General features: G+C 29.1%; 23 protein-coding genes. 12 read left to right on the forward strand and 11 right to left on the reverse strand.

Features of this window, described 5'->3' with window-relative positions; translation table 11 throughout:
- Positions 1–19: 19 nt before the first annotated feature.
- The 8 genes from BTO07_RS07370 to BTO07_RS07405 form a co-directional block, all read right to left on the reverse strand.
- Entirely contained in the window at positions 20–487 is a 468-nt protein-coding gene (locus tag BTO07_RS07370) for a DUF6428 family protein (RefSeq protein ID WP_087520620.1), read from the reverse strand.
- Positions 488–499: 12 nt separating this feature from the next.
- Complete coding sequence (locus tag BTO07_RS07375; RefSeq protein ID WP_087520621.1) at positions 500–826, reverse strand: ArsR/SmtB family transcription factor; 327 nt, start codon at positions 824–826, stop codon at positions 500–502.
- Between the two features lie 168 nt (positions 827–994).
- Positions 995–1,903 carry a hypothetical protein gene (locus tag BTO07_RS17520; RefSeq protein WP_232457102.1) on the reverse strand — a complete coding sequence of 303 codons (909 nt, stop codon included), beginning with the start codon at positions 1,901–1,903 and terminating at the stop codon, positions 995–997.
- Positions 1,904–1,914: 11 nt separating this feature from the next.
- Positions 1,915–2,391 carry a hypothetical protein gene (locus tag BTO07_RS07385; protein WP_157663306.1) on the reverse strand — a complete coding sequence of 159 codons (477 nt, stop codon included), beginning with the start codon at positions 2,389–2,391 and terminating at the stop codon, positions 1,915–1,917.
- A 53-nt stretch (positions 2,392–2,444) separates the two neighbouring features.
- A complete protein-coding gene (locus tag BTO07_RS07390) occupies positions 2,445–3,317 on the reverse strand; it encodes a hypothetical protein (RefSeq protein WP_087520623.1) in 873 nt (290 codons plus the stop codon).
- A 71-nt stretch (positions 3,318–3,388) separates the two neighbouring features.
- A complete protein-coding gene (locus BTO07_RS07395) occupies positions 3,389–3,925 on the reverse strand; it encodes a hypothetical protein (protein ID WP_087520624.1) in 537 nt (178 codons plus the stop codon).
- 41 nt (positions 3,926–3,966) lie between these two features.
- On the reverse strand, positions 3,967–4,506 hold the full coding sequence (locus BTO07_RS07400; protein ID WP_087520625.1) for an RNA polymerase sigma factor: 540 nt from the start codon (positions 4,504–4,506) through the stop codon (positions 3,967–3,969).
- A gap of 59 nt (positions 4,507–4,565) precedes the next feature.
- A complete protein-coding gene (locus BTO07_RS07405; RefSeq protein ID WP_087520626.1) occupies positions 4,566–5,651 on the reverse strand; it encodes a DUF2652 domain-containing protein in 1,086 nt (361 codons plus the stop codon).
- A gap of 143 nt (positions 5,652–5,794) precedes the next feature.
- Here BTO07_RS07405 and yaaA point away from each other — a divergent pair, with 143 nt between their 5' ends.
- Together yaaA and BTO07_RS07415 are read left to right on the forward strand one after the other, a co-directional pair.
- Complete coding sequence (gene yaaA, locus BTO07_RS07410) at positions 5,795–6,553, forward strand: peroxide stress protein YaaA (protein ID WP_087520627.1); 759 nt, start codon at positions 5,795–5,797, stop codon at positions 6,551–6,553.
- Positions 6,554–6,610: 57 nt separating this feature from the next.
- Entirely contained in the window at positions 6,611–7,258 is a 648-nt protein-coding gene (locus BTO07_RS07415) for a SanA/YdcF family protein (protein ID WP_087520628.1), read from the forward strand.
- 112 nt (positions 7,259–7,370) lie between these two features.
- On the opposite strand, the gene BTO07_RS07420 is transcribed toward BTO07_RS07415, so the two are convergent.
- Complete coding sequence (locus tag BTO07_RS07420; RefSeq protein ID WP_087520629.1) at positions 7,371–8,795, reverse strand: L-serine ammonia-lyase; 1,425 nt, start codon at positions 8,793–8,795, stop codon at positions 7,371–7,373.
- Positions 8,796–8,880: 85 nt separating this feature from the next.
- The gene (locus BTO07_RS07425) at positions 8,881–9,219 is read right to left on the reverse strand and encodes a DUF2853 family protein (protein ID WP_087520630.1); all 339 of its coding nucleotides are present in this window, start codon (positions 9,217–9,219) and stop codon (positions 8,881–8,883) included.
- A 243-nt stretch (positions 9,220–9,462) separates the two neighbouring features.
- On the opposite strand from BTO07_RS07425, the gene dnaK reads away from it, so the two are divergent.
- The 9 genes from dnaK (at position 9,463) to BTO07_RS07470 (ending at position 19,244) form a co-directional block, all read left to right on the forward strand.
- Positions 9,463–11,361 (forward strand): molecular chaperone DnaK, encoded by a 1,899-nt coding sequence (gene dnaK / locus BTO07_RS07430; RefSeq protein ID WP_087520631.1) that lies wholly within the window; start codon positions 9,463–9,465, stop codon positions 11,359–11,361.
- Positions 11,362–11,734: 373 nt separating this feature from the next.
- Positions 11,735–12,706 carry an IS110 family transposase gene (locus tag BTO07_RS07435; RefSeq protein WP_087519519.1) on the forward strand — a complete coding sequence of 324 codons (972 nt, stop codon included), beginning with the start codon at positions 11,735–11,737 and terminating at the stop codon, positions 12,704–12,706.
- Positions 12,707–12,825: 119 nt separating this feature from the next.
- The gene (locus BTO07_RS07440) at positions 12,826–13,350 is read left to right on the forward strand and encodes a hypothetical protein (protein WP_087520632.1); all 525 of its coding nucleotides are present in this window, start codon (positions 12,826–12,828) and stop codon (positions 13,348–13,350) included.
- Between the two features lie 309 nt (positions 13,351–13,659).
- Positions 13,660–14,961 carry an NAD(P)/FAD-dependent oxidoreductase gene (locus BTO07_RS07445; protein WP_087520633.1) on the forward strand — a complete coding sequence of 434 codons (1,302 nt, stop codon included), beginning with the start codon at positions 13,660–13,662 and terminating at the stop codon, positions 14,959–14,961.
- Positions 14,958–15,266 carry a hypothetical protein gene (locus tag BTO07_RS07450; protein ID WP_087520634.1) on the forward strand — a complete coding sequence of 103 codons (309 nt, stop codon included), beginning with the start codon at positions 14,958–14,960 and terminating at the stop codon, positions 15,264–15,266. Before BTO07_RS07445 ends, BTO07_RS07450 begins: the two co-directional genes overlap by 4 nt.
- A 1-nt stretch (position 15,267) precedes the next feature.
- Positions 15,268–15,618 carry a hypothetical protein gene (locus BTO07_RS07455; RefSeq protein WP_087520635.1) on the forward strand — a complete coding sequence of 117 codons (351 nt, stop codon included), beginning with the start codon at positions 15,268–15,270 and terminating at the stop codon, positions 15,616–15,618.
- A 92-nt stretch (positions 15,619–15,710) separates the two neighbouring features.
- Complete coding sequence (locus BTO07_RS07460) at positions 15,711–17,867, forward strand: TonB-dependent receptor (RefSeq protein WP_087520636.1); 2,157 nt, start codon at positions 15,711–15,713, stop codon at positions 17,865–17,867.
- 278 nt (positions 17,868–18,145) lie between these two features.
- Positions 18,146–18,574 carry a DUF2141 domain-containing protein gene (locus BTO07_RS07465; RefSeq protein ID WP_087520637.1) on the forward strand — a complete coding sequence of 143 codons (429 nt, stop codon included), beginning with the start codon at positions 18,146–18,148 and terminating at the stop codon, positions 18,572–18,574.
- A 46-nt stretch (positions 18,575–18,620) separates the two neighbouring features.
- Entirely contained in the window at positions 18,621–19,244 is a 624-nt protein-coding gene (locus BTO07_RS07470) for a hypothetical protein (protein ID WP_087520638.1), read from the forward strand.
- A gap of 1 nt (position 19,245) precedes the next feature.
- Here BTO07_RS07470 and BTO07_RS07475 read toward each other — a convergent pair whose 3' ends face one another.
- Complete coding sequence (locus BTO07_RS07475; RefSeq protein ID WP_232457103.1) at positions 19,246–19,902, reverse strand: SGNH/GDSL hydrolase family protein; 657 nt, start codon at positions 19,900–19,902, stop codon at positions 19,246–19,248.
- A gap of 432 nt (positions 19,903–20,334) precedes the next feature.
- Here BTO07_RS07475 and BTO07_RS07480 point away from each other — a divergent pair, with 432 nt between their 5' ends.
- Positions 20,335–20,694: a response regulator gene (locus tag BTO07_RS07480; RefSeq protein ID WP_087520640.1), complete on the forward strand. Its 360-nt coding sequence runs from the start codon at positions 20,335–20,337 to the stop codon at positions 20,692–20,694.
- The last annotated feature ends 3 nt before the right edge of the window (positions 20,695–20,697 follow it).

The raw sequence follows: 20,697 nt of genomic DNA on the forward strand, positions 1-20,697 counted from the left end.
CTTTTTTATATAATTCATATTAACAACAACCAGAAGTAGGGCCGCAACAAGAACCTTCTGCTTCAATAATTTTAAGTTTTGGCTTTTCTTCTGGAATACCACAAGCATCTTTTGCTAAACACGCTGTAAGTTTTGAGGTTAACAAAAAGTTGGTTCCGTCAAAATCTAAATTGTATTTCCCAATTGTTTCTTTTCCTTGATATTCTACTTCAATTTCTAAATCATCAAACTTAAAAATCTTTTCTGATAATTCTATAATATGTACTAACTTCTCTGGATGTAATCTGTGATCGTAATCATTTTCTTCCCAAAGTTGAAAATTAATAACCGCTTCACTTCTTACTTTACCTCCACAATCAATAAAGTCTTTTGTTATTTTACCAACTTCCGTAACATGAAAATGACTTGCTACTAATTCTCCATTTGGTAATTGAAAACCTATTTTATCTAAACCTTTTAAGTGATTTTTAATTTCTGATAATTTCATAATCTATATGTATTAACAACAGTTTTCTGTTGGATTTTTATTTAAAAACTTATTTAATCTATTTTTTATTCTCTCCCAATTTTCTTCATCGATACAATAACACACACTTGTGCCTTCTACCCTACCTTTTATAATACCTACTTTTTTTAACTCTTTTAAATGCTGAGAAATGGTTGGTTGCGCCAAACCAATGTCTTTTACCAAGTCTCCACAAACACAGGTTTCTAGTTTTATTATAAAATCTAAAATTGCAATTCTTGCAGGATGTCCTAACACTTTTGCAATTGCAGCAATTTCATTTTGTTCTTCAGTAAAAAATTCTGACTTTGTTAAACCCATCTTAATTTGTTTATTGCAATATTACGATTAATAAATAAAAGAAACACTAAATTCTTTGAAATTTAATTTTATTGATGTTCTGTAAATACTTATTTAATTCGAAAAAATTAAAACTATAAATCTCTTTCTGAACTCGTAGAAGAATAAATTGTGATTTTAAATACTTGGTTATTTCTTGCTTAAATCGAACAAATAGCCAACGGAAAAATTAAAGTAACTTGTGGTTTCAAGATCGCTTTCATAAGACAAAGCATTTGGTAAATTAAGATTGTAACCTAATTCAAAATCCCAAGATTTTAAGGATAGAGATAGCGGAATGTTTATTTGTGTGTTTAATAAATCGAACACATTAAAATTAAAGGATCTTAAGATAGTTCTGTTTGCTAAAACAACAATTCTATCGATTGTAATATTTTGTTTTGCAATTATAAAATTTAACCTAGGTCTTAAACGCAATGCAAAATCTTGATTTCTTTTTAAAGTAAGATTCACAAAACTACTAGAAACTAATTGATAACTTTCTTCTGTACCAAATAAATAAGAAACAGAAATATTACTTCCTAAAGTCCTTTTTTTATTTCTGACTCCTAGGCTTAAATCCAAAGAATTTGTAAATCCATCATAACCATCAGAATAAAAATACTTTGTATAACCTAAATTATAAGTAATACTTTTCTTTTTATCTAGTGTATTAAAATATCCTGCAGAAACACTTGTAAAATCCCAACTTGGGGCAAAATTTTCATAATAAATACCTGAAATACTTGCATTAAATCCTGAAGAATGATAATAAGAAACTTGAGGAACCATATTAAACTGATCTGTACCAGAATCTCTTCCTGAAAAAAAAGTATTGCTATTGTAAGAAACTGAAGTATATAAAAAACTATAAGAAAAATCGCTTTCTATCAACTCATCTAAAAACTGCTGATCATTAAAAAAAAGTTCGTCTAATAAACCATCAATATCATCGTCTTTATTTTCTTGTGCATATGAACAAAAAGAGGTTGCCATTGTAAACAATAGCAACCCTAAAACTTTTATAGCTGTTTTAATTTCCTGAAAAGGATGTGTCATAAATTTTAAAACTAATTACTTCTTACTCTCCTTTTCTTTCCGTCTTTAACATTATTTTGTCTTGTACCATCTTTAAGTTCTCCCCTATCTTTCGATTCTCTAATTTTATCTATTCGCTCTTTAAGCATCTTACGTTGCTCTCCAGTAAGCGTTTTTCTAAAATTATCTCTCGTCTTTCTTAAGCGAACTTGTTGATTTCTTACCAAATCTTTTTGTGTATTGGTAAAAGTAGACATCAACTTTGCTCTTATTTCACTTTTAGAAATGGTTTTATCTCTTAAAATAGCTAATTGCTCTTTTGTAAGTGTTGCTTTAAATGCATCACGATTTGTTTTCATTACCGTTCTTTCTTTCTGTAATAAATCTCTTTGCTCTTTTGTAAGCTCCTTGGTAATTAAATCATAACTAGAATCTTGAGCAAAAAGTGTTGTATTAAAGAACATCAAACTCATAAAGCTAACTGTATATATGATGGTTTTTAATTTCATTTTAAATTTATTTTTTTTGCTCTTAAACATCTAAAGTACAAAATTACTATTTATTAATTACAAGCATCTTTAGCAGCTTGCATTTCTGTTGCATCATTTATTGTTGCTGTTGTATCATCTCTATATATAACATCTACAGGATAATTTAAGCTTGCTTTTTCTGTTGCATCTGGATTTGCTTTACACCACTCTCTTAATAATTTAAAATCAGCTCTTTCATTTACTTCAATTACAGAAGCATCAGCCATTGTAAAGCTAACAGGTAAAACTAGTTTATAACACTTTTTTTTGTTTTTTCCTTTTTTACAAGAATCTTTAACAGTAGCTAATTCATCACTATCAATTAAAGTTTGCACAGTTCCATCTTCTAAAGTAATATCTATAGGAAAAACTAATTCTGGTCTTTCTGTTACATCAGGGTTTGCTTTATACCAATCTCTAATTAAAATCCAATCTTCTTTACTATTTAAAGTAATTGAAGTTGCATCTGCCATGATAAAATCTATAGGAAATACAAATTGGAAACATTGATGTCTTCTCTTTTTTCTTTTTGTATTTGAATCTGCTAATTGATTCCCATTTGTAGAGAAAAACACAGTACTTGCTACATCTTCTCTTGATTCATTATCAGTACTTACAGAAACTTCATATCCTAAACCTGAAGCTAATTCTACATTTGTGATAAAGCTATCTGCTAAATCTCCGTTAAAAACGGATGCTGTTGCTGCTGGTAAACTACTTGCATCAACTGTAACTGTTTTTGCGCTTTCTATTTGTGAAATTAAAGTGGCATCATCTGCTACTGTTTCAACATTTTCTGTTTCTGAACAGGAAGTAAACAATAACATTGATAAAATAAACGCACTAATTGATAAAAATAAAACACTCCCTTTTTGAATGCTTTTACTAGAAATTGAAGTTCTCATAATTGTAAGTTTTTAATTAATAATTGTTTCTATTTACTTAGAACTATGTTTTTTTAAATAGTTTGAAAAATTTATAAAATAATTATTTCTAAAAACTTATCATCTGTATAATCATCTATTAATGAATCTTCTACAAACAAAGAATTTAAAAATAAATCATCCATTACTTGTTCCGAAAGTTCTGCTTTAATCAAAACTTCATTAATTAAAGTAGCATCTGCAAATGCTTCAAATTCAGAATCGTCGATTAATAAAGAGTTGATTAAATTATCATCTGAAAAGGATAAAAACTCAATATTATTTTCATCTACGTTATTATTATCTGCACTTTGCAACCAAATTGTTAAACTCAAAATAAAAACTAAAGAAGCTGCAGCCATATATCTAAATTGAGGTCGAATCCAAAAAACGTTTTGTTTCTTAGTTTCTTTTGGCACTTCTATTATCGCTTCTTCTTTTATTTTATCTAAGATTGACATTTTAGATTTCGCAAAATATCCTTCAGGAATCGTTGTTCCTAAAGATTCTTTATGATGTTTAGAAATATCACCTTTAAAACCTTCTTTTAGAAAGTTCTTTTTGTTGTTATTTTCTGTTGATTTTTTCATAATGTATTAGTTAGACCCTACTTTTTAAAAATAGTTTGGATTTATAAAAATATTTTTTCTTCAATAATTTTTACTGCTGAATAATAAGTCGATTTTAATGTGCTTTCTGATATTTCTAAAATTACTGACATCTGCCGAAAACTCAAATCATCGAAATATTTCATTTGAAACACGCGCTTTTGTTTCTCTTTAAATCCATCAATAATAGTATTTAGTTTTTTCTGAACTTCATCTCCATCAAAATAAGCATCTTCAAATAAAGCTTCTAAATTAGATTCTGAAACTTCATCTATATTATCATACCTTTTCTTATTGTTTTTCTCTAAAAAACGAATGGATTCATTGTAAGCAATTCGATACATCCAAGTATGTAAACTACTTTTTCCTTCAAATTTCTGAATGTTTTTGTAGATTCTAATAAAGGTGTTTTGCAAGACGTCATCAGCATTTTCATGCGTGGTAACTATCTTTCTAATATGCCAATACAAACGTTCCTGGTAGACGTCAAGCAACTCACTAAAAGCAGTATCTTTTAATGTAGCATCCTTTAACTTTTTTACAAGTTCAGCGTCTTTACTCAAGTATTGTTATGTTGATTTCTATTCTTTGACCCAAGATAAATCAAATAGTTTGGATAGCCTTATAAATTATTCTTCGTTTTTACGAAATCAAATAACTTATGCAATCCTTTTTCAAAATTTCTTTTGAATATTTTTTTGAGTATTAAAAAAACAATCAACTTTTTGATTGGTGATTTTGCTTCAATATAATTCTCTAAAACTAAACGACAAGACCCTGAATTTAATGGAGTTATAACATAAAACTGATATAACGCGTTTATTGGAAATGGACTTTTTGTCATTTCACCATAAACTAATTGACCACGTTTTACATCTTTTGTTACAACTACAAAATCTAAATTCTTTTCATTGATAACACATATATGTTCAGAACCTAAACGTGTAACTTCATTTACATTAAACTTAATTTCATCAACACCTTCTGTCCATTGTTTTCTATAAGAATAATTAGATATAGATTCTAATAAAACGTTCGCAGACACTGGAAATTCTTTTTCAAAAGTGAACGTTGGCGGTTTATTGAAAGTAACTTTACTTGCTGTAGGAAATGACTTTATTTTTAAATTATCATTATCAATTACAGAAAATAAGTAATCTAATTGTTTACCATCATAACTATCACTTCCTTTTTTAAAATCATATAATTTTGATTGATAATAGCCTGACAAACCAATATTATCCGTCAGTTCTTTACTAAACAAAACATAATTATCACTTTCAACAGAATTTTTCATTAATCTATGAACTTCAATCACCTGACTTCCAAAAGGCTTTCTATTATTCTGAACCGTTAAAAACTGTAATTCACCACAATGTGCAACAATTTTCAATTGCAATTTAGGTGCTGAAGAACATGCGTTACAAGGACAAATTCTGTTTTTTTCTAATAATTTTAAATGGCTGTAAAATGCCGTAAAAATGTGTTCTGTTAAAGCCAATAATCTTTCTAAAGAAGGTATTTCCTTTTCTTTATAAAAGAACAATGCATCTCCTTCAATTTCTGCTAATTGTAAATCTTCTGTGTTTGCAGCAATCAATACTTCTAATAATTCAGAAATTACATGCTGACTGTGTTCTACCTCTGTTGTTTGAACAAATTCTGTAAATCCTGAAATATCTGGTAAAAAAAGTAACGATTTGTTCATGCTCTGTTTGTCGATTTTAAAACATGAAACTAACTAAAATTTCTATATCAACAATTGTTATTTAATTATCAGTTATTCCATTCTTAAAAAGTTTGAGATTTCTTTTTTCAATTGTATTTTTACATTCATAATAAAAGCATTCAATGAAAATCATTATATCTCCAGCAAAATCTTTAGATTTCGAAAGCAAAGCACCAACAAGTTTACATACGCAACCTCGTTTTTTAGAGAAATCTAAAAAGTTGAATAAAAAACTAAAAACACTTTCAAAGAAAAAGTTATCAGAATTGATGAAAATCTCTGATGATTTGTCTGCATTGAATTATGATAGAAATCAAACTTGGGAAACTCCATTTACTCCAGAAAACTCAAAACAAGCTATTTACTCTTTTACTGGTGCCGTTTTTCAAGGAATTGATGTAAATTCTTTGGATGAAGAAAAATTACCACTACTTCAAAATAACTTAAGAATATTATCTGGTTTATATGGTGTATTAAAACCTTTAGATTTAATACAACCTTACCGTTTAGAAATGGGAACACGATTAAAAGTTGGTAGCACAGAAAATTTATATAAATTTTGGGATGACACTGTTGCAAAATCTTTAAATAGCGAATTAGAAGATGGTGAGTTACTTGTTAATTTGGCAAGCTCAGAATATTTTAAAGTGATTCCTAAAAAAGTTTTAAAAGTGCCAATGATTACACCTGTTTTTAAAGATTTTAAAAACGGAGAATATAAAATTGTTATGACATACGCTAAAAAAGCACGTGGATTAATGGTCCGTTATATTATTGAAAATAATGTAAAGACAATTGATGGTTTAAAAGGTTTTAATGTTGATAAATATCGTTTTTCTGAAGAATTATCTACAGGAAATGATTTAGTTTTTACTAGATAGAAATTAGTATTCAGTATTCAGTTGCAGTCATAATACTCTTCAAAAAATAAGATCTAATTGAAAAAGAAAACTTTTATTAAACTCGTAAAAATATTTTTATTCTTTATAATTGTTTCTGTTTTCAGCATCTTTTTATCTGATAAATTAATTGTAAAAAATGCGCAAGGAAAAATTTATTCAGAAACTAAAAACATACCTAAAAACAACGTTGGTTTAATTTTAGGAACTTCAAAACTATTAAGAAATGGCAACATAAATTTATACTACAAGTATAGATTGAATGCTGCAATTCAATTATTTAAATCTAATAAAATTGAATTTATAGTTATTAGTGGTGATAATAGTTCTAAAAGTTATGATGAGCCAACAGATTTTAAAAACGATCTCATAAAAGCAGGAATTCCAGAAAATAAAATATTTTTAGATTATGCAGGTTTTAGAACTTTAGATTCTGTTGTTAGAGTAAAAAAAATTTTTGGTCAGAATTCTGTGACAATAATCTCGCAACAATTCCATAACGAAAGAGCTATTTATTTAGCAGAACATTTTAATATTAAAGCAATTGGTTTTAATGCAAAAGGTATTTCTGGTAAATATGGTTTAAAAGTTCGTTTACGTGAACATTTAGCAAGAGTTAAAGTTTTTGTTGATATACTTTTTAATGTTCAACCTAAATTTTTAGGTAAAAAAATAGAAGTAAAATAAATAAAAAACTCAATTTTATAAAGAGATTGCTTCGTAAACTAGCAATGTCAATTGTTAAGAAACAACTTACATCACTGCCAACTGAGACTGCTTACTGAGACTTAATACTAAATTAACAATCCACAATCCTTACCGTTACTGCTAAACCTCCTTCAGAAGTTTCTTTGTAATTCTTATTCATGTCTTTGGCAGTTTCCCACATGGTATCAATTACTTCATCTAAATGTACCAAAGATTCTTTTGGATCTGTTTCTAAAGCAATTTCTGCTGCATGAATCGCCTTTATTGCTCCCATAGAATTTCTTTCAATACAAGGTACTTGTACCAAACCTCCAATAGGATCGCAGGTTAAACCTAAATGATGTTCCATTGCTATTTCTGCGGCAGATAAACATTGAGCTGCTGTTCCGCCTAACAATTCGGTTAAAGCTCCAGCTGCCATTGCAGATGACACTCCTATTTCTGCCTGACAACCTCCCATTGCTGCAGATATTGTAGCATTTTTCTTGAAGATACTGCCAATTTCTCCTGCAGTTAATAAGAATTTTTTAATTTGATTAAAGTCAGCTTCATGGTTTTCTATCACCATATAATACATTAAAACAGCAGGAATTACACCTGCACTTCCATTTGTTGGTGCTGTAACTACTCTACCCAAAGCTGCATTCACTTCATTTACAGAAAGAGCAAAACAACTTACCCATTTTAAAATTTCTCTAAACTTTACTTCTGTACTTCTTATAGCAGTAATCCATTCTTTTGGATTTGTATAACTTGTATCTTTAATTAATTTTTTATGCGTATCAAAAGCACGTCTTTTTACATTTAATCCTCCAGGAAGTCTCCCTTCTGTATGACAGCCTGTGTACATACATTCTAACATGGTATCCCAAATTCTATGAATTTCTTTATCAATAAATTCGGCTGAATTAAGTTCTAATTCATTTAAATAAACAATTTCTGAAATTGATAAATTTTCTTTTTCACAATATTCTTCTAATTGAATCGCTCTGTTTACCGGAAAAGGGAAATTCTTTTTATTAATTTTAATTTCTTCTTCTAAATGATCGTTTTCTTGTACAATAAAACCTCCACCAATAGAATAATAAGTTTGAGTAGAAACTTCATCACCTTTAAAAAAACCTGTAAATTTAATTCCGTTTGCATGAAAAGGAAGGAATTCTCTATTAAATACTATTGAAGTTTTATAAAACGGAACATTTTTTTCGTCATTAAAAAAAAGTTTTTCTTTATTTTTAATGTCATCTATGATTCCTGCTATATCTTTAATTGGCACATATTCTGGATCCGCACCACTTAAACCTAATTGAATTGCTAAGTCTGTAGCATGTCCTTTTCCTGTTAAAGAAAGAGATCCATATAAATCAACTTGAATTGCATCAACTAAATTAAACTTTTTATTTTCTTTTAATTGATAAATCCATTGCTCAGCAGCACGCCAAGGACCTAAAGTATGTGAGCTTGATGGACCAACACCAATCTTCAACATATCGAAAACACTTATAAATTGCGACATTCGTAAAATTTAAACTAAGAATCGCGGTAAATGTAAAAAATCCAACTCAATGAGTTGGATTTTTTATCAAAAATATAAGATTATATTAATTGTAAATAGATTCTTTACCGAATTCAACGGCTAACATATAGTAAACTACTGCTCTATACTTGCTTCTTTCAGATTTACCAATAGCTTCAACAACTTTAGCAATAGCTTCATCTAATTTTGGTCCGTCATCTAAACCTAACTTTTTCATTAAAAAGTTCTTCTTAACTGTTAATAATTCTTTTGCATCAGAACCAGAAACTGTTTCAGCATCTCTTTTATATATAGATGGCCCTAAACCTTTTGTTACAGCTTTTAATAAGTCTGCATCATATTTTAGACCTTTATCGTCCATAAATTTAGAATACTGTGCTACTTTCTCGTCAAATTTACTCATAATTACGTGTTTAGTTTTATTAAATAATGTTTCATTCTAATTGAACAATCCAAATATAAGAAAATAAAAATGCTTTTCAAAAATTCTTCCTATTCAATATATTAGATACATTTTATGTCACAATGTCACATCATTTTAAAATATTTTTTTAAAAAACTGACATTTTCAAGTCAAAAAGCAGTTGGCATACAGTTTGACTAATAGAAAATGTAAAGTTGAATTAAAACATATTAAACAAATATTATGAGTAAAATAATTGGAATCGATTTAGGTACAACAAACTCTTGTGTTTCTGTAATGGAAGGAAATGAGCCAGTTGTAATTCCTAACGCAGAAGGAAAAAGAACTACACCATCTATCGTTGCCTTTGTTGAAGGAGGAGAACGTAAAATTGGTGACCCAGCTAAAAGACAAGCTGTGACGAACCCAACAAAAACTGTTTATTCTATTAAACGTTTTATGGGTAACAAATTTTCTGAATCTACTAAAGAAGCAAAAAGAGTTCCTTATAAAGTAGTAAAAGGAGATAATGATACACCAAGAGTAGATATTGATGGTCGTTTATATACGCCTCAAGAAATTTCTGCAATGGTATTGCAAAAAATGAAAAAAACTGCTGAAGATTATTTAGGAACTGAGGTTACTGAAGCAGTAATTACTGTACCTGCATATTTTAACGATGCACAACGTCAGGCTACAAAAGAAGCTGGTGAAATTGCAGGTTTACAGGTAAAAAGAATTATAAATGAGCCTACTGCTGCTGCATTAGCTTATGGATTAGACAAATCTCATGACGATAAAAAAATCGTTGTTTTTGATTTTGGTGGTGGAACACATGATGTTTCTATCTTAGAATTAGGAGATGGTGTTTTTGAAGTATTAGCTACTGATGGAGATACGCATTTAGGTGGTGATGATGTTGATGAAAAAATCATTAACTGGTTAGCTGAAGAATTTAAATCTGACGAAGGAATCGATTTACGTGATGACCCAATGTCTTTACAACGTTTAAAAGAAGCTGCTGAAAAAGCGAAGATTGAATTATCTTCTTCTGCTACAACAGAAATTAACTTACCTTATGTAACTGCTACTGCTAGTGGACCAAAACACTTGGTAAGATCTTTATCTAGATCTAAATTTGAGCAATTAATTGACGATTTAATAAAAAGAACTATTGAGCCTTGTCAAACTGCATTAAGAAATGCTGATTTAACAATTTCTGATATTGATGAAGTTGTTTTAGTTGGTGGTTCTACAAGAATACCTGCTGTACAAGAAGCTGTTGAAAAATTCTTTAAAAAAGCGCCAAGTAAAGGTGTAAACCCTGATGAAGTTGTTGCTTTAGGAGCTGCTATTCAAGGTGGAGTTTTATCTGGAGATGTTAAAGATGTATTGTTATTAGACGTTACACCTTTATCTTTAGGTATTGAAACAATGGGTAATGTTTTCACAAAATTAATTGATGCAAACACAACTATTCCTACAAAAAAATCTCAAGTATTTTCTACAGCAGTAGATAATCAACCATCAGTAGAAATTCACGTTTTACAAGGTGAAAGAGCTATGGCTGCAGATAATAATACAATTGGACGTTTCCATTTAGATGGTTTACCTCCAGCACAAAGAGGTGTACCTCAAGTTGAAGTTACTTTTGACATTGATGCAAATGGTATTATTAAAGTTTCTGCTTTAGACAAAGGAACAAACAAATCTCATGAAATTAGAATTGAAGCTTCTTCTGGATTATCTGAAGATGATATCGCTAAAATGAGACAAGAAGCAGAAGAAAATGCTGATGCTGATAAAGCTGCAAAAGAAACTGCAGAAAAAATCAACGAAGCAGATTCTATGATTTTTCAAACTGAAAAGCAATTAAAAGAATTTGGTGATAAATTATCTGATGATAAAAAAGCACCAATTGAAGCTGCTTTAGTTGATTTAAAAGCTGCTCATGAATCTAAAGATTTAGCATCTATTGATACTGCTTTAGCTAAAATTAACGAATCTTGGCAAGCTGCATCTGAAGAAATGGCTGCTCAAGGTGGTGCTGCAGGAGCTGATGCTGGTGCACAACAAGCGCAACCAGAAGCTGACGCTCAAGGAGACAATGTTGAAGATGTAGATTTTGAAGAGGTAAAGTAAGCAGAGAACAAAAATTTCATTAGAAATTTTATGTGAATCGCTTATCCCGTTGAAAGACGGAATCTATTCAAAAGAAATATACTTTCTTAAATAAATAAAACGCAATCATTCATTTGATTGCGTTTTTTTATGCGTCATCCTATGTTTGTAAAAATAAGGATCTGTTTTTAAAAAGCTTAAATTAGATTTAATATTTAACAAGAAAAGTAAGGGTAAAGGAAAAGATTATAGTCCGTCATTTGTCATTAAAGACCGTTCGCAATGCTAATCACTTTACCCCTTACTACATAAACTTGAACAGATCATTAGACCATCAAGTCTGTATTTAGGATTGATAAGTAAATGTAGTAATTTTTCTATAAAAACATTTGATATGAGTAAAATTATAGGAATTGATATTAGTAAGCAAACCTTTGATGTTTCTTATTTAGAAAAAGATAAATGGATTCACAAAATTTTTAAGAATCAAAATACAGGTTTTGAGCAATTTATTAAATTGATTAGTGCATCAGACTGGATTGTAATGGAGGCTAGTGGTCCTTATTATGTTCAGTTAGCAACTTTTTTACATGCATCTAGTTTTAATGTATGTGTATTAAATCCTTTGATAATTAGAAGATATAGTCAAACAAGATTATATAGAGCAAAAACAGATAAAAAAGACGCAAAGACAATTGCCGAATATGGTGCTCAATATGAGTTAAAAAGATGGTGTCCAGAGAGTAAACCTAGTATAGAAATTAAACAACTTTACACAGCTTTAGAATTACTAAAAAAACAAAAACATCAAACAAAAAGACAATTAGAATCCTTTGAAGCAACAGGTTTGTTGAGTTCGGATCTTAGAAAAGAATTAAAACAAGTACTAATATTATTAATAAGACGTATTGATAAGTTTGAAAAAAAGATAGAGCAAATAGGAAGATTAGCTTATAAAGACACGGTTGAAAGAATAAAAACGATACCAGGAATCGGGCTAAAAACGGCTATTATGATGAGTGTTATTACAGATAATTTCACAAAATTTGATAACTATAAACAACTGACAGCTTTTGTAGGATTTAGTCCAAGGCTATATCAATCAGGAACAAGTGTAAAAGGTAAAGGACATATTTGTAAAATGGGCAAACCTCAAATTAGAAAACTTTTGTATTTATGTAGTTGGTCTGCAAAAAGAGTAAATAAAAATTGTATCGAAATGTATGAACGACTTAAAGAAAAAGGAAAACCCGAGAGAGTAATTAAAATTGCAATAGCTAATAAATTAATAAAGCAAATTTTTTCTATTGCGACTAACAAACAAATTTACAATGAAAATCATCAAAACTTATATTTTCTGAAATAAAAGAAATTTTAACAATAAATAATAGTTTTTTAACACAGATCATTGCGAGGAACGAAGCAATCTCATTATGATAATTCAGATTGCTTCATTATTTTCGCAAAACGTTTTAAATTACAATTTTGAAAACCTACAACAGAAACAGCTTTTTTAAACATACTTTTTGTGAATTTACACAAATAGATAACTTTGAATTTCCTGAAGACACAAACTACAAAAGTAAATCTGAAAGCATGTATTTCTATACTTATGAAGGTGTGTATAGAAAATCTAATCATTGGGGAAGAGTTGCCAATTGCAGATGGAAGTTAATTTCTAACGAAAATTACAAGAATCAACAAATAGTTATTGGTTTTGCAAAATGGGCAGACTTCTACCCTATTAACTCCACGGAAAAAATATTTTATATTGAAGTTAATTTTGATAATAAATCAGTGAAACTTCAAACTAAAAACGACAAAACTACAAACCGTTTGTTTACGTTTTCTGAAGCACAAAAAAGAACAAAACAAATAACTCAATTATTTTTAGATGATAAATGGGCGAAATATTTCGATAAAAATATTGACGATTTATACTTAGAAGTTATTTCTGAATTCATCAACTCTGATAAGACTTTACAAGAAATAAAAAGAGGTTTTAAATAAAGTTCATTTTCCCCACACAGTTTGTCATTCCGTAGGAATCTCTGCACAATGTTTTTAAATATTTCGTGAGACGCTTCCAGCGTGACAAATAGTATGTTTAATTTATTTCGTAAAGTAATCGTATCTCTGAAATACAAAAAAACCACTCTAATAAACATCCTGTCACTTCGAGTAAAATTCTTTTTTCGAGAATTTTGTATCGAGAAGCCTCATAAAAAGATATAAAATTCAAGTAATTTTTCTTTCAATCAATAAATTCCTTTTCAGTAAATTTGTCCTTCTAAAAATCTAACAATCCAAAAATCTGATATGAACATTCCACAAACAAGTTTTCCTAGAGTTGTAATTATTGGTGGTGGATTTGCAGGTTTAGCAGCTGCAAAAGGTTTAGAAGAACAAGAATTACAAGTTGTATTAATAGACAAACACAATTACCATACATTTCAACCTTTATTATATCAAGTTGCAACTGGTGGTTTAGAGCCAGATTCTATCGCTTTTCCTTTAAGAAAACGTTTCAATGATGTAGATAATTTCTATTTTAGATTGGCAGAAGTGCATAAAATCAATCCTGAAAATAATACAATTGAAACTTCTATTGGAAATCTAGATTATGATGAATTAATTATAGGGACAGGCTCTACAACCAACTTTTTTGGAAATACAAATATCCAAAAATACACCATGGAAATGAAGTCTATTCCTCAATCATTAAACATTAGAAGTTTAATTTTAGAGAATTTTGAAGAAGCTTTATTAACATCAGATTTAGAAGAACGAAATGCTTTAATGAATTTTGTAATTGTTGGTGGTGGACCAACAGGAGTTGAATTATCAGGAGCATTAGCAGAAATGAAAAAAGGGATTTTACCAAAAGATTATCCTGATTTAGATATCCGTCAAATGCAGATAAACTTAATACAAAGTTCTGGTTGTTTGTTAAAAGGAATGAGTGATAAAGCATCTGAAAAAGCAGAAGATTTTTTAATTGATTTAGGTGTAAATGTTTGGAAAGATTTACGTGTTTTAGATTATGATGGAAAAACGGTTACTACAAATGGTGAAGATCATTTTAAAGCAGAAACTGTAATTTGGGCAGCTGGAGTAAAAGGTAAAATGATTGATGGCTTAAACACAGAATGTGTAATAGAAAGAGCTGCAAGAATTAAAGTGAATGAATTTAGTCAAGTTTTAAATCATCCAAATGTATATGCAATTGGTGATGTAGCTTGTATGTCTTCTGAAAAAAATCCTTACGGACATCCTATGATGGCACAACCTGCTATTCAACAAGGAAAATTAGCCGCAAAAAATATTTTAGCAAAATTATTCAATAAAAAACAGAAAGCATTTGTTTATAATGACAAAGGTTCAATGGCAACAATTGGTAGAAACAAAGCTGTGGTAGATTTACCTAAATGGAAATTTCAAGGAGTTTTTGCTTGGTTTGTTTGGATGTTTGTGCATTTGTTTTCTTTAATCGGTTTTAGAAATAAAGCAATTGTTTTTCTAAATTGGGTGTATAATTATATTCGTTTTGATAGAGAAACTCGTTTAATTATAAGACCTTATAAGAAGAAAAATAAGTTTTCTTTTAGAGATGAATTATGAGTGGAAAAAGGATTATAAAATGTCCGAATTGTGGTGTTTTTAATACCAATCGTGATTATTGTGAGAATTGCAATACACTAATTTCTCATCAAAAGAAAAGAGAAATAAAAGAAGCCAAAATTAAACAGACTCGAATTGAGGCTGCTGTTTATGAGTTAGAGAATCCTAATTTAGCAGAACGTTTAAAAAAACATCCTTTCTTTTTATATCGAATTATTGGTTGGATTTTATATTCATCAATAATGATAGTTAGTGCAATTGGTGCTGGTTTAGCTTGGTTTATTACAATGGTTGCAGCAGGATAAAATGAAAAAAGCACTCTTATATTATTTTATCTTCTCTGTAATAGCAGGCAGTTTTATTTATTTTTCTTCTTACTTTAATTTTCAATTACCACGATTTGTTCGTTATTATGTAAATGACTTTTTAATTGTTCCAATCATTCTTTATATCAGTTTACAAGTCCTAAAATGGTCTAAAAATGACAAAAATTATACTTTAAGTTTATGGGTTATTTTATATTTATGTTTGATGTACAGCATTTTATTCGAATACATTTTTCCTAAATATTTAGCAAGATATACCAAAGACTTTATTGATGTTATTTTATACTTTGCAAGCGGATTTTTATTCTATTTCTTACAAAAGAGAAAATAATACAATTCATCATTCAAAAATTACAACTCGGTATTTGTTTTTACTTTTAGAGAGAAGGACGCCACATCTTTGTATCATCAAAAACCATAAAGATGAAACGCATTCTATTTTTACTATTTACAATTTGTCAATTTTCTCTAATTGCACAAACTACAATTTCAGGAAAAGTTACTGATTTTAAAAACAACCCTATTTTAGGCGCTAGTGTATATTTAGACGGAACTTACGATGGAACCTCAACAAATGATAAAGGTGAATTCTCTTTTTCTACATCAGAAAAAGGAACACAAACTTTAGTAATTTCATTTATTTCTTTTGAAACCTATATTAAAACAGCCGATATTTCATCATTCAAAAACTTAAAAATAAAATTAAGAGATGATGTGAATGCTTTGGATGCTGTTGTTATAAATGCAGGAACTTTTGAAGCCGGAGAAAAAGCAAAAGTCACTGTTTTAAAACCATTAGACATTGTTACAACTGCAAGTGCTTTGGGCGATGTTATGGGCGCTTTACAGACACTTCCAGGAACTTCTACAGTAGATGAAGACGGACGCCTTTTTGTTCGTGGAGGAGAAGCTGAAGAAACTCAGATTTTTATTGATGGAATTCGTGTTTTCACTCCTTACGCAGCTTCCGCAAGAAATATTCCAACTCGTGGACGCTTTTCACCGTTTTTATTTAAAGGAATTTCTTTTTCTACAGGTGGTTATTCTGCAGAATACGGACAAGCATTATCTAGCGTTTTGCAATTAAATACCATTGACGAACCTGTTGAAGAAAAAACAGATTTGTCTTTTATGACTTTAGGTTTAGGTGTTGGAAACACGCAGATTTGGGGTAACAATTCTTTTAGCGTAAATACTTCTTATATAAATTTAGCTCCTTATCAAGAAGCTTTCCCCGATAGAAATACTTGGAAAAAACCGGTTCAAGCTTTAAGCGGAGAAATGGTGTACAGACATAAATTCAAGAATGAATCTTTATTAAAATTGTACGGGGCATTTAGTTATACAGATTTCGATTTAATACAAGATGACATTAATTTTGTTGATGGTTTTCGTTTCGGATTAAAAAATAGAAACCTTTATTTTAATACTTCTTACAAGAATAGATTTGGTGATAATTGGAAAATAGAAACAGGTATGAGTTTCACAAATGATTACTCTAATCTTAAAATTATTGATAATTTAGTTACAGACAACGAAAACTCAATGCACTTTAAAGTGAAGTTGAAAAAGCAGTTTTCTAATCGTTTTAAAATTAGTTTCGGATCAGAATATTTTATGACAGATTTTAATGAAGATTACACAGCTATCAACAGTAATAAATTTGAATATGGCTTTAACAATAACATTTTTGCTTCTTTTGCAGAAACTGATATTTTCTTTTCTAAAAACGTAGCAACAAAAATCGGAATTCGAGCAGAACATTCAGAGTTATTAAACGAGTTTACAATTTCTCCTCGAGTTTCTTTAGCTTATAAAGCGAGTAAGAATTCGCAGTTTTCTTTAGCTTATGGTCAATTTTATCAGAATCCTAAAAACGAATATTTAAAATTTAGTCAAGATTTTAAAGCTGAAAACACTTCACATTTAATTGCCAATTATCAAGCTACAAAACAAGGTCAGATTTTTAGAATCGAAGCCTATTACAAAGATTACAAAGACTTGGTAAAATACGATGATAATACCCCAATTTTCAACAGTAATTTTAATAATAACGGAAGTGGTTTTGCTAAAGGTTTCGATATTTTCTGGAGACAAAATGGTAAAATTAAAAACACCGATTATTGGGTTTCATATTCATATTTAGACACAGAAAGAGATTACAAAAATTATCCAACTGCAGCAAGACCGAGTTTTGCGTCCAAACATAATTTATCTGTAGTTGCCAAACATTGGGTCGAAGATTGGAAAAGTCAAATTGGTTTCAGTTACAACTTTGCTTCTGGCAGAAATTACACAAACCCAAATGAAACTGGTTTTTTAAATAATGAAACGAAGAATTACAATTCATTAAGTTTAAATTGGGCGTATTTAATAGACCAACAAAAGATTTTGTATTTCTCTGTAAACAACGTTTTAGCCACTCAAAATGTATTTGGTTACAATTACAAAAACACAGCAGAACCAAATGGAAATTTCGATAGACAAGCAATTATTCCAAATGCAGATAGGTTCTTTTTTGTAGGTTTCTTCTGGACAATTAGCGATAATAAAAAAACAAATCAGTTAGATAATTTATAATTTTATTAGAAGCTATTTCCAGCTTTCACTACTCGCTTTTTTTATCCTAAAAAGGAATAAAAAAGAGCTCAAACAAACCGTTCAATCTGGGCTAAACTTTACAATAACGTCATTGAGAGGAACGAAGCAATCTCTTAATAAATAAACAAATTACTTTGTCATTCATTCCCGCTATGACTAAAAAAAACAATTCAGAATCAAAAAACAACAATTCGGTATTATTCTTGTGTATTTCACGTAGAAACATCAGATATTTGAATCATCTTAAAACAACAACTATGAAAAAACTACTTTTAATAGCAACTTTAATTTTTAGCTTTACAAATACTGTAAATGCTCAAGAAGAAAAAGAAACAATGAATTTAACGGTAGAATTTTCTGGTATGAAATCTGATAAAGGAAGTCTTTTTGTAGCTCTTTACAATAATAAAACTAACTTTTTAAAGAAAGGTTACAGAGGAGAAATTGCAGAAATCAAAAATAAAAAAACAGTAGTTGTATTTAAGAATTTGCCAAAAGGAGTGTATGCAATTTCTGCTTTCCACGATGCAAATGATAACAAAAAAATGGACACAAACTTTTTTGGAATTCCGAAAGAACCAATAGGAATGTCTAATGACGCAACTGGTTTTATGGGACCTCCAAAATATAAAGACTCTAAATTTAATGTAGATTCAGACAAAACCATTTCAATAAAAGTAAACTAGTTACACTTTAACAAAAAAACAACAAACATCTTAAAATCAAACTATTATGAAAAAATTATTTTTATTCATAGGGCTTTTTATTGCCTTAAATGTAACAGCGCAAACAAAATACCAAACAGGAATGCAAAAAGCATTCGGATTATGGGAACAAGGAAAAATGACAGAAGCTTCTCAACTATTTGAAAGAATCTCTAAAGCAGAACCAACAAAATGGTTACCAACTTATTATGCAGCAACTGTAGAAATTATAGGCAGTTTTGGCTTAAAAGACGAAACTGTATTAAAAGCAAAATTAACAAAGGCTCAGGAGTTTTTAGATGCTGCAAAATCAAACTCAGATAACAACCCAGAAATACTAATTACACAAGCTTTTTTAAACTTAGGTTATATTGCTTTTGACGGACAAAAATACGGTATGACTTTAGCTGGAAAAAATAGCCAATTATATGCAAAAGCATTACAAATTGCTCCAAAAAATCCAAGAGTAATTTTAGGAAACGCAGAATGGAATATGGGTTCTGCCAAATTCTTCGGAAAGTCTACAAAACCTTATTGTGCCGAAATTAAACGTGCAATTGAACTTAGTAAAGAAGAAAAAATTGACATTGAGTTTTATCCGAAGTTTATGTTATCAAGAGCCGAAGGGGTTTTAAAACAATGTCAGGGATAATTTAATTATCTTCAATTAGTTTTATAATCAACTTAAAAGAGTCTTCATTTTTTATCCATTTCTTATAATCAGGGAATTTTAAAAGATGAAGATTTTCTTTTGGATATAAACGATGAAACATCGTTAAAGCAGCTAAAAAACTTCCTGCTTTAGATGGATGAAAACCGTCTAAACTATATAAATATTCTACGTTTTTATGTTTATTATATTCTTTCCAAACTTTTCCTACAGGAAACAATAAAGCATTATTTTGTTTAGCAGCAATTTTATGGTTTTCTATTACTAAATCTAATGTGTGATACCATTTTTTAGAAGTCCAAACCATAAAATAAACGAGTTTTGTATTATATTTATCACAAACCTTTTTTAAAATTCTTCCATCATCTATTAACATTTTTTTTCCTTCTAATTGAGACGATGGACCCTGTTGTACAACAACATAATCATACTTTTTTTTAGATAGTGTTTTGTGAAGTTTCCCTTCATTTAAATGATCTGCGATTGCGTAATTAGCAAAACACAAACTTTTTGTTTTAATTTCTATTCCTGATTTATTAGCAATATCTTCAAGAATGTCTGGTAAATTATTTGAGTAGGTTAAACTATTTCCTACAAACAATATTTTTTGAGCATTTACAGATGTAAAAAAACTAAACATTAAAACGACGATTATTTTTTTGAAACTAGACTTCATATGTAACTATCCTAAAATTTATCTATCAATCTTATTTTACTTTTTCATCATCACCAAAAAGCCAATACAAAACATTTTCTTCCCAGATTTCATGATATTCTTTTTGAAATATAATCGCTAAAGTATTAAGAAAATTTTATTTTGAAATTCTTTTTTAATCTCAATTCCATTGCCTTTTACAAAAAACTCCAAGACGTTTTCTTTTGTCAAGACTTTGCTTAGTGAGAAAACTATTATTTAAGACAACTGTTCTATATCATTTTATGAGATACTTAAATCAACTACCTTACTATTAAATATTTTGGTATCGTTTTCTTTCTGTGGAGTCTATTTTTAAATATATTTAAGAGAGGTTCATTATATAACATAAATATAATTTAACGTATTAAGAGCTTTATGAAAAAAATTGTTTTAGCAGAAGATAATTCAGTGTTTTTATTGCTAATAAGACTTCTATTAGAAAAGGAAGGATACCAATTATTTATAGCAGAAGATGGGAAAAAAGCAATTGAATTAATTGAAGCCCAAGATCCTGATTTAATTTTAACAAATATTATGATGGATTTCGTGAGTGGTTTAGAAGTTATAAGTCATGTCCGAAATGTTTTAAAAAAACAAACCCCTATTATTGTTTTATCTGCCATAGGTCAAGAAGAAATGGTTATCAAATCTTTTGATTTAGGAGCAAATGACTTTATGGGTAAACCTTTAAATCCCAATGAATTAATAATTAGAATAAAAAGAATATTAATCTAGCAT

This window comes from Polaribacter sp. SA4-12 (assembly GCF_002163675.1).
Lineage (GTDB): Bacteria > Bacteroidota > Bacteroidia > Flavobacteriales > Flavobacteriaceae > Polaribacter.

Bases quoted from the DNA above. Each gene is read 5' to 3' on its own strand.
- BTO07_RS07370 (WP_087520620.1), bottom strand. From the start codon at position 487: ATGAAATTATCAGAAATTAAAAATCACTTAAAAGGTTTAGATAAAATA.
- BTO07_RS07375 (WP_087520621.1), bottom strand. From the start codon at position 826: ATGGGTTTAACAAAGTCAGAATTTTTTACTGAAGAACAAAATGAAATT.
- BTO07_RS17520 (WP_232457102.1), bottom strand. From the start codon at position 1,903: ATGACACATCCTTTTCAGGAAATTAAAACAGCTATAAAAGTTTTAGGG.
- BTO07_RS07385 (WP_157663306.1), bottom strand. From the start codon at position 2,391: ATGAAATTAAAAACCATCATATATACAGTTAGCTTTATGAGTTTGATG.
- BTO07_RS07390 (WP_087520623.1), bottom strand. From the start codon at position 3,317: ATGAGAACTTCAATTTCTAGTAAAAGCATTCAAAAAGGGAGTGTTTTA.
- BTO07_RS07395 (WP_087520624.1), bottom strand. From the start codon at position 3,925: ATGAAAAAATCAACAGAAAATAACAACAAAAAGAACTTTCTAAAAGAA.
- BTO07_RS07405 (WP_087520626.1), bottom strand. From the start codon at position 5,651: ATGAACAAATCGTTACTTTTTTTACCAGATATTTCAGGATTTACAGAA.
- yaaA (WP_087520627.1), top strand. From the start codon at position 5,795: ATGAAAATCATTATATCTCCAGCAAAATCTTTAGATTTCGAAAGCAAA.
- BTO07_RS07420 (WP_087520629.1), bottom strand. From the start codon at position 8,795: ATGTCGCAATTTATAAGTGTTTTCGATATGTTGAAGATTGGTGTTGGT.
- BTO07_RS07425 (WP_087520630.1), bottom strand. From the start codon at position 9,219: ATGAGTAAATTTGACGAGAAAGTAGCACAGTATTCTAAATTTATGGAC.
- dnaK (WP_087520631.1), top strand. From the start codon at position 9,463: ATGAGTAAAATAATTGGAATCGATTTAGGTACAACAAACTCTTGTGTT.
- BTO07_RS07435 (WP_087519519.1), top strand. From the start codon at position 11,735: ATGAGTAAAATTATAGGAATTGATATTAGTAAGCAAACCTTTGATGTT.
- BTO07_RS07445 (WP_087520633.1), top strand. From the start codon at position 13,660: ATGAACATTCCACAAACAAGTTTTCCTAGAGTTGTAATTATTGGTGGT.
- BTO07_RS07450 (WP_087520634.1), top strand. From the start codon at position 14,958: ATGAGTGGAAAAAGGATTATAAAATGTCCGAATTGTGGTGTTTTTAAT.
- BTO07_RS07455 (WP_087520635.1), top strand. From the start codon at position 15,268: ATGAAAAAAGCACTCTTATATTATTTTATCTTCTCTGTAATAGCAGGC.
- BTO07_RS07460 (WP_087520636.1), top strand. From the start codon at position 15,711: ATGAAACGCATTCTATTTTTACTATTTACAATTTGTCAATTTTCTCTA.
- BTO07_RS07465 (WP_087520637.1), top strand. From the start codon at position 18,146: ATGAAAAAACTACTTTTAATAGCAACTTTAATTTTTAGCTTTACAAAT.
- BTO07_RS07470 (WP_087520638.1), top strand. From the start codon at position 18,621: ATGAAAAAATTATTTTTATTCATAGGGCTTTTTATTGCCTTAAATGTA.
- BTO07_RS07475 (WP_232457103.1), bottom strand. From the start codon at position 19,902: ATGTTTAGTTTTTTTACATCTGTAAATGCTCAAAAAATATTGTTTGTA.
- BTO07_RS07480 (WP_087520640.1), top strand. From the start codon at position 20,335: ATGAAAAAAATTGTTTTAGCAGAAGATAATTCAGTGTTTTTATTGCTA.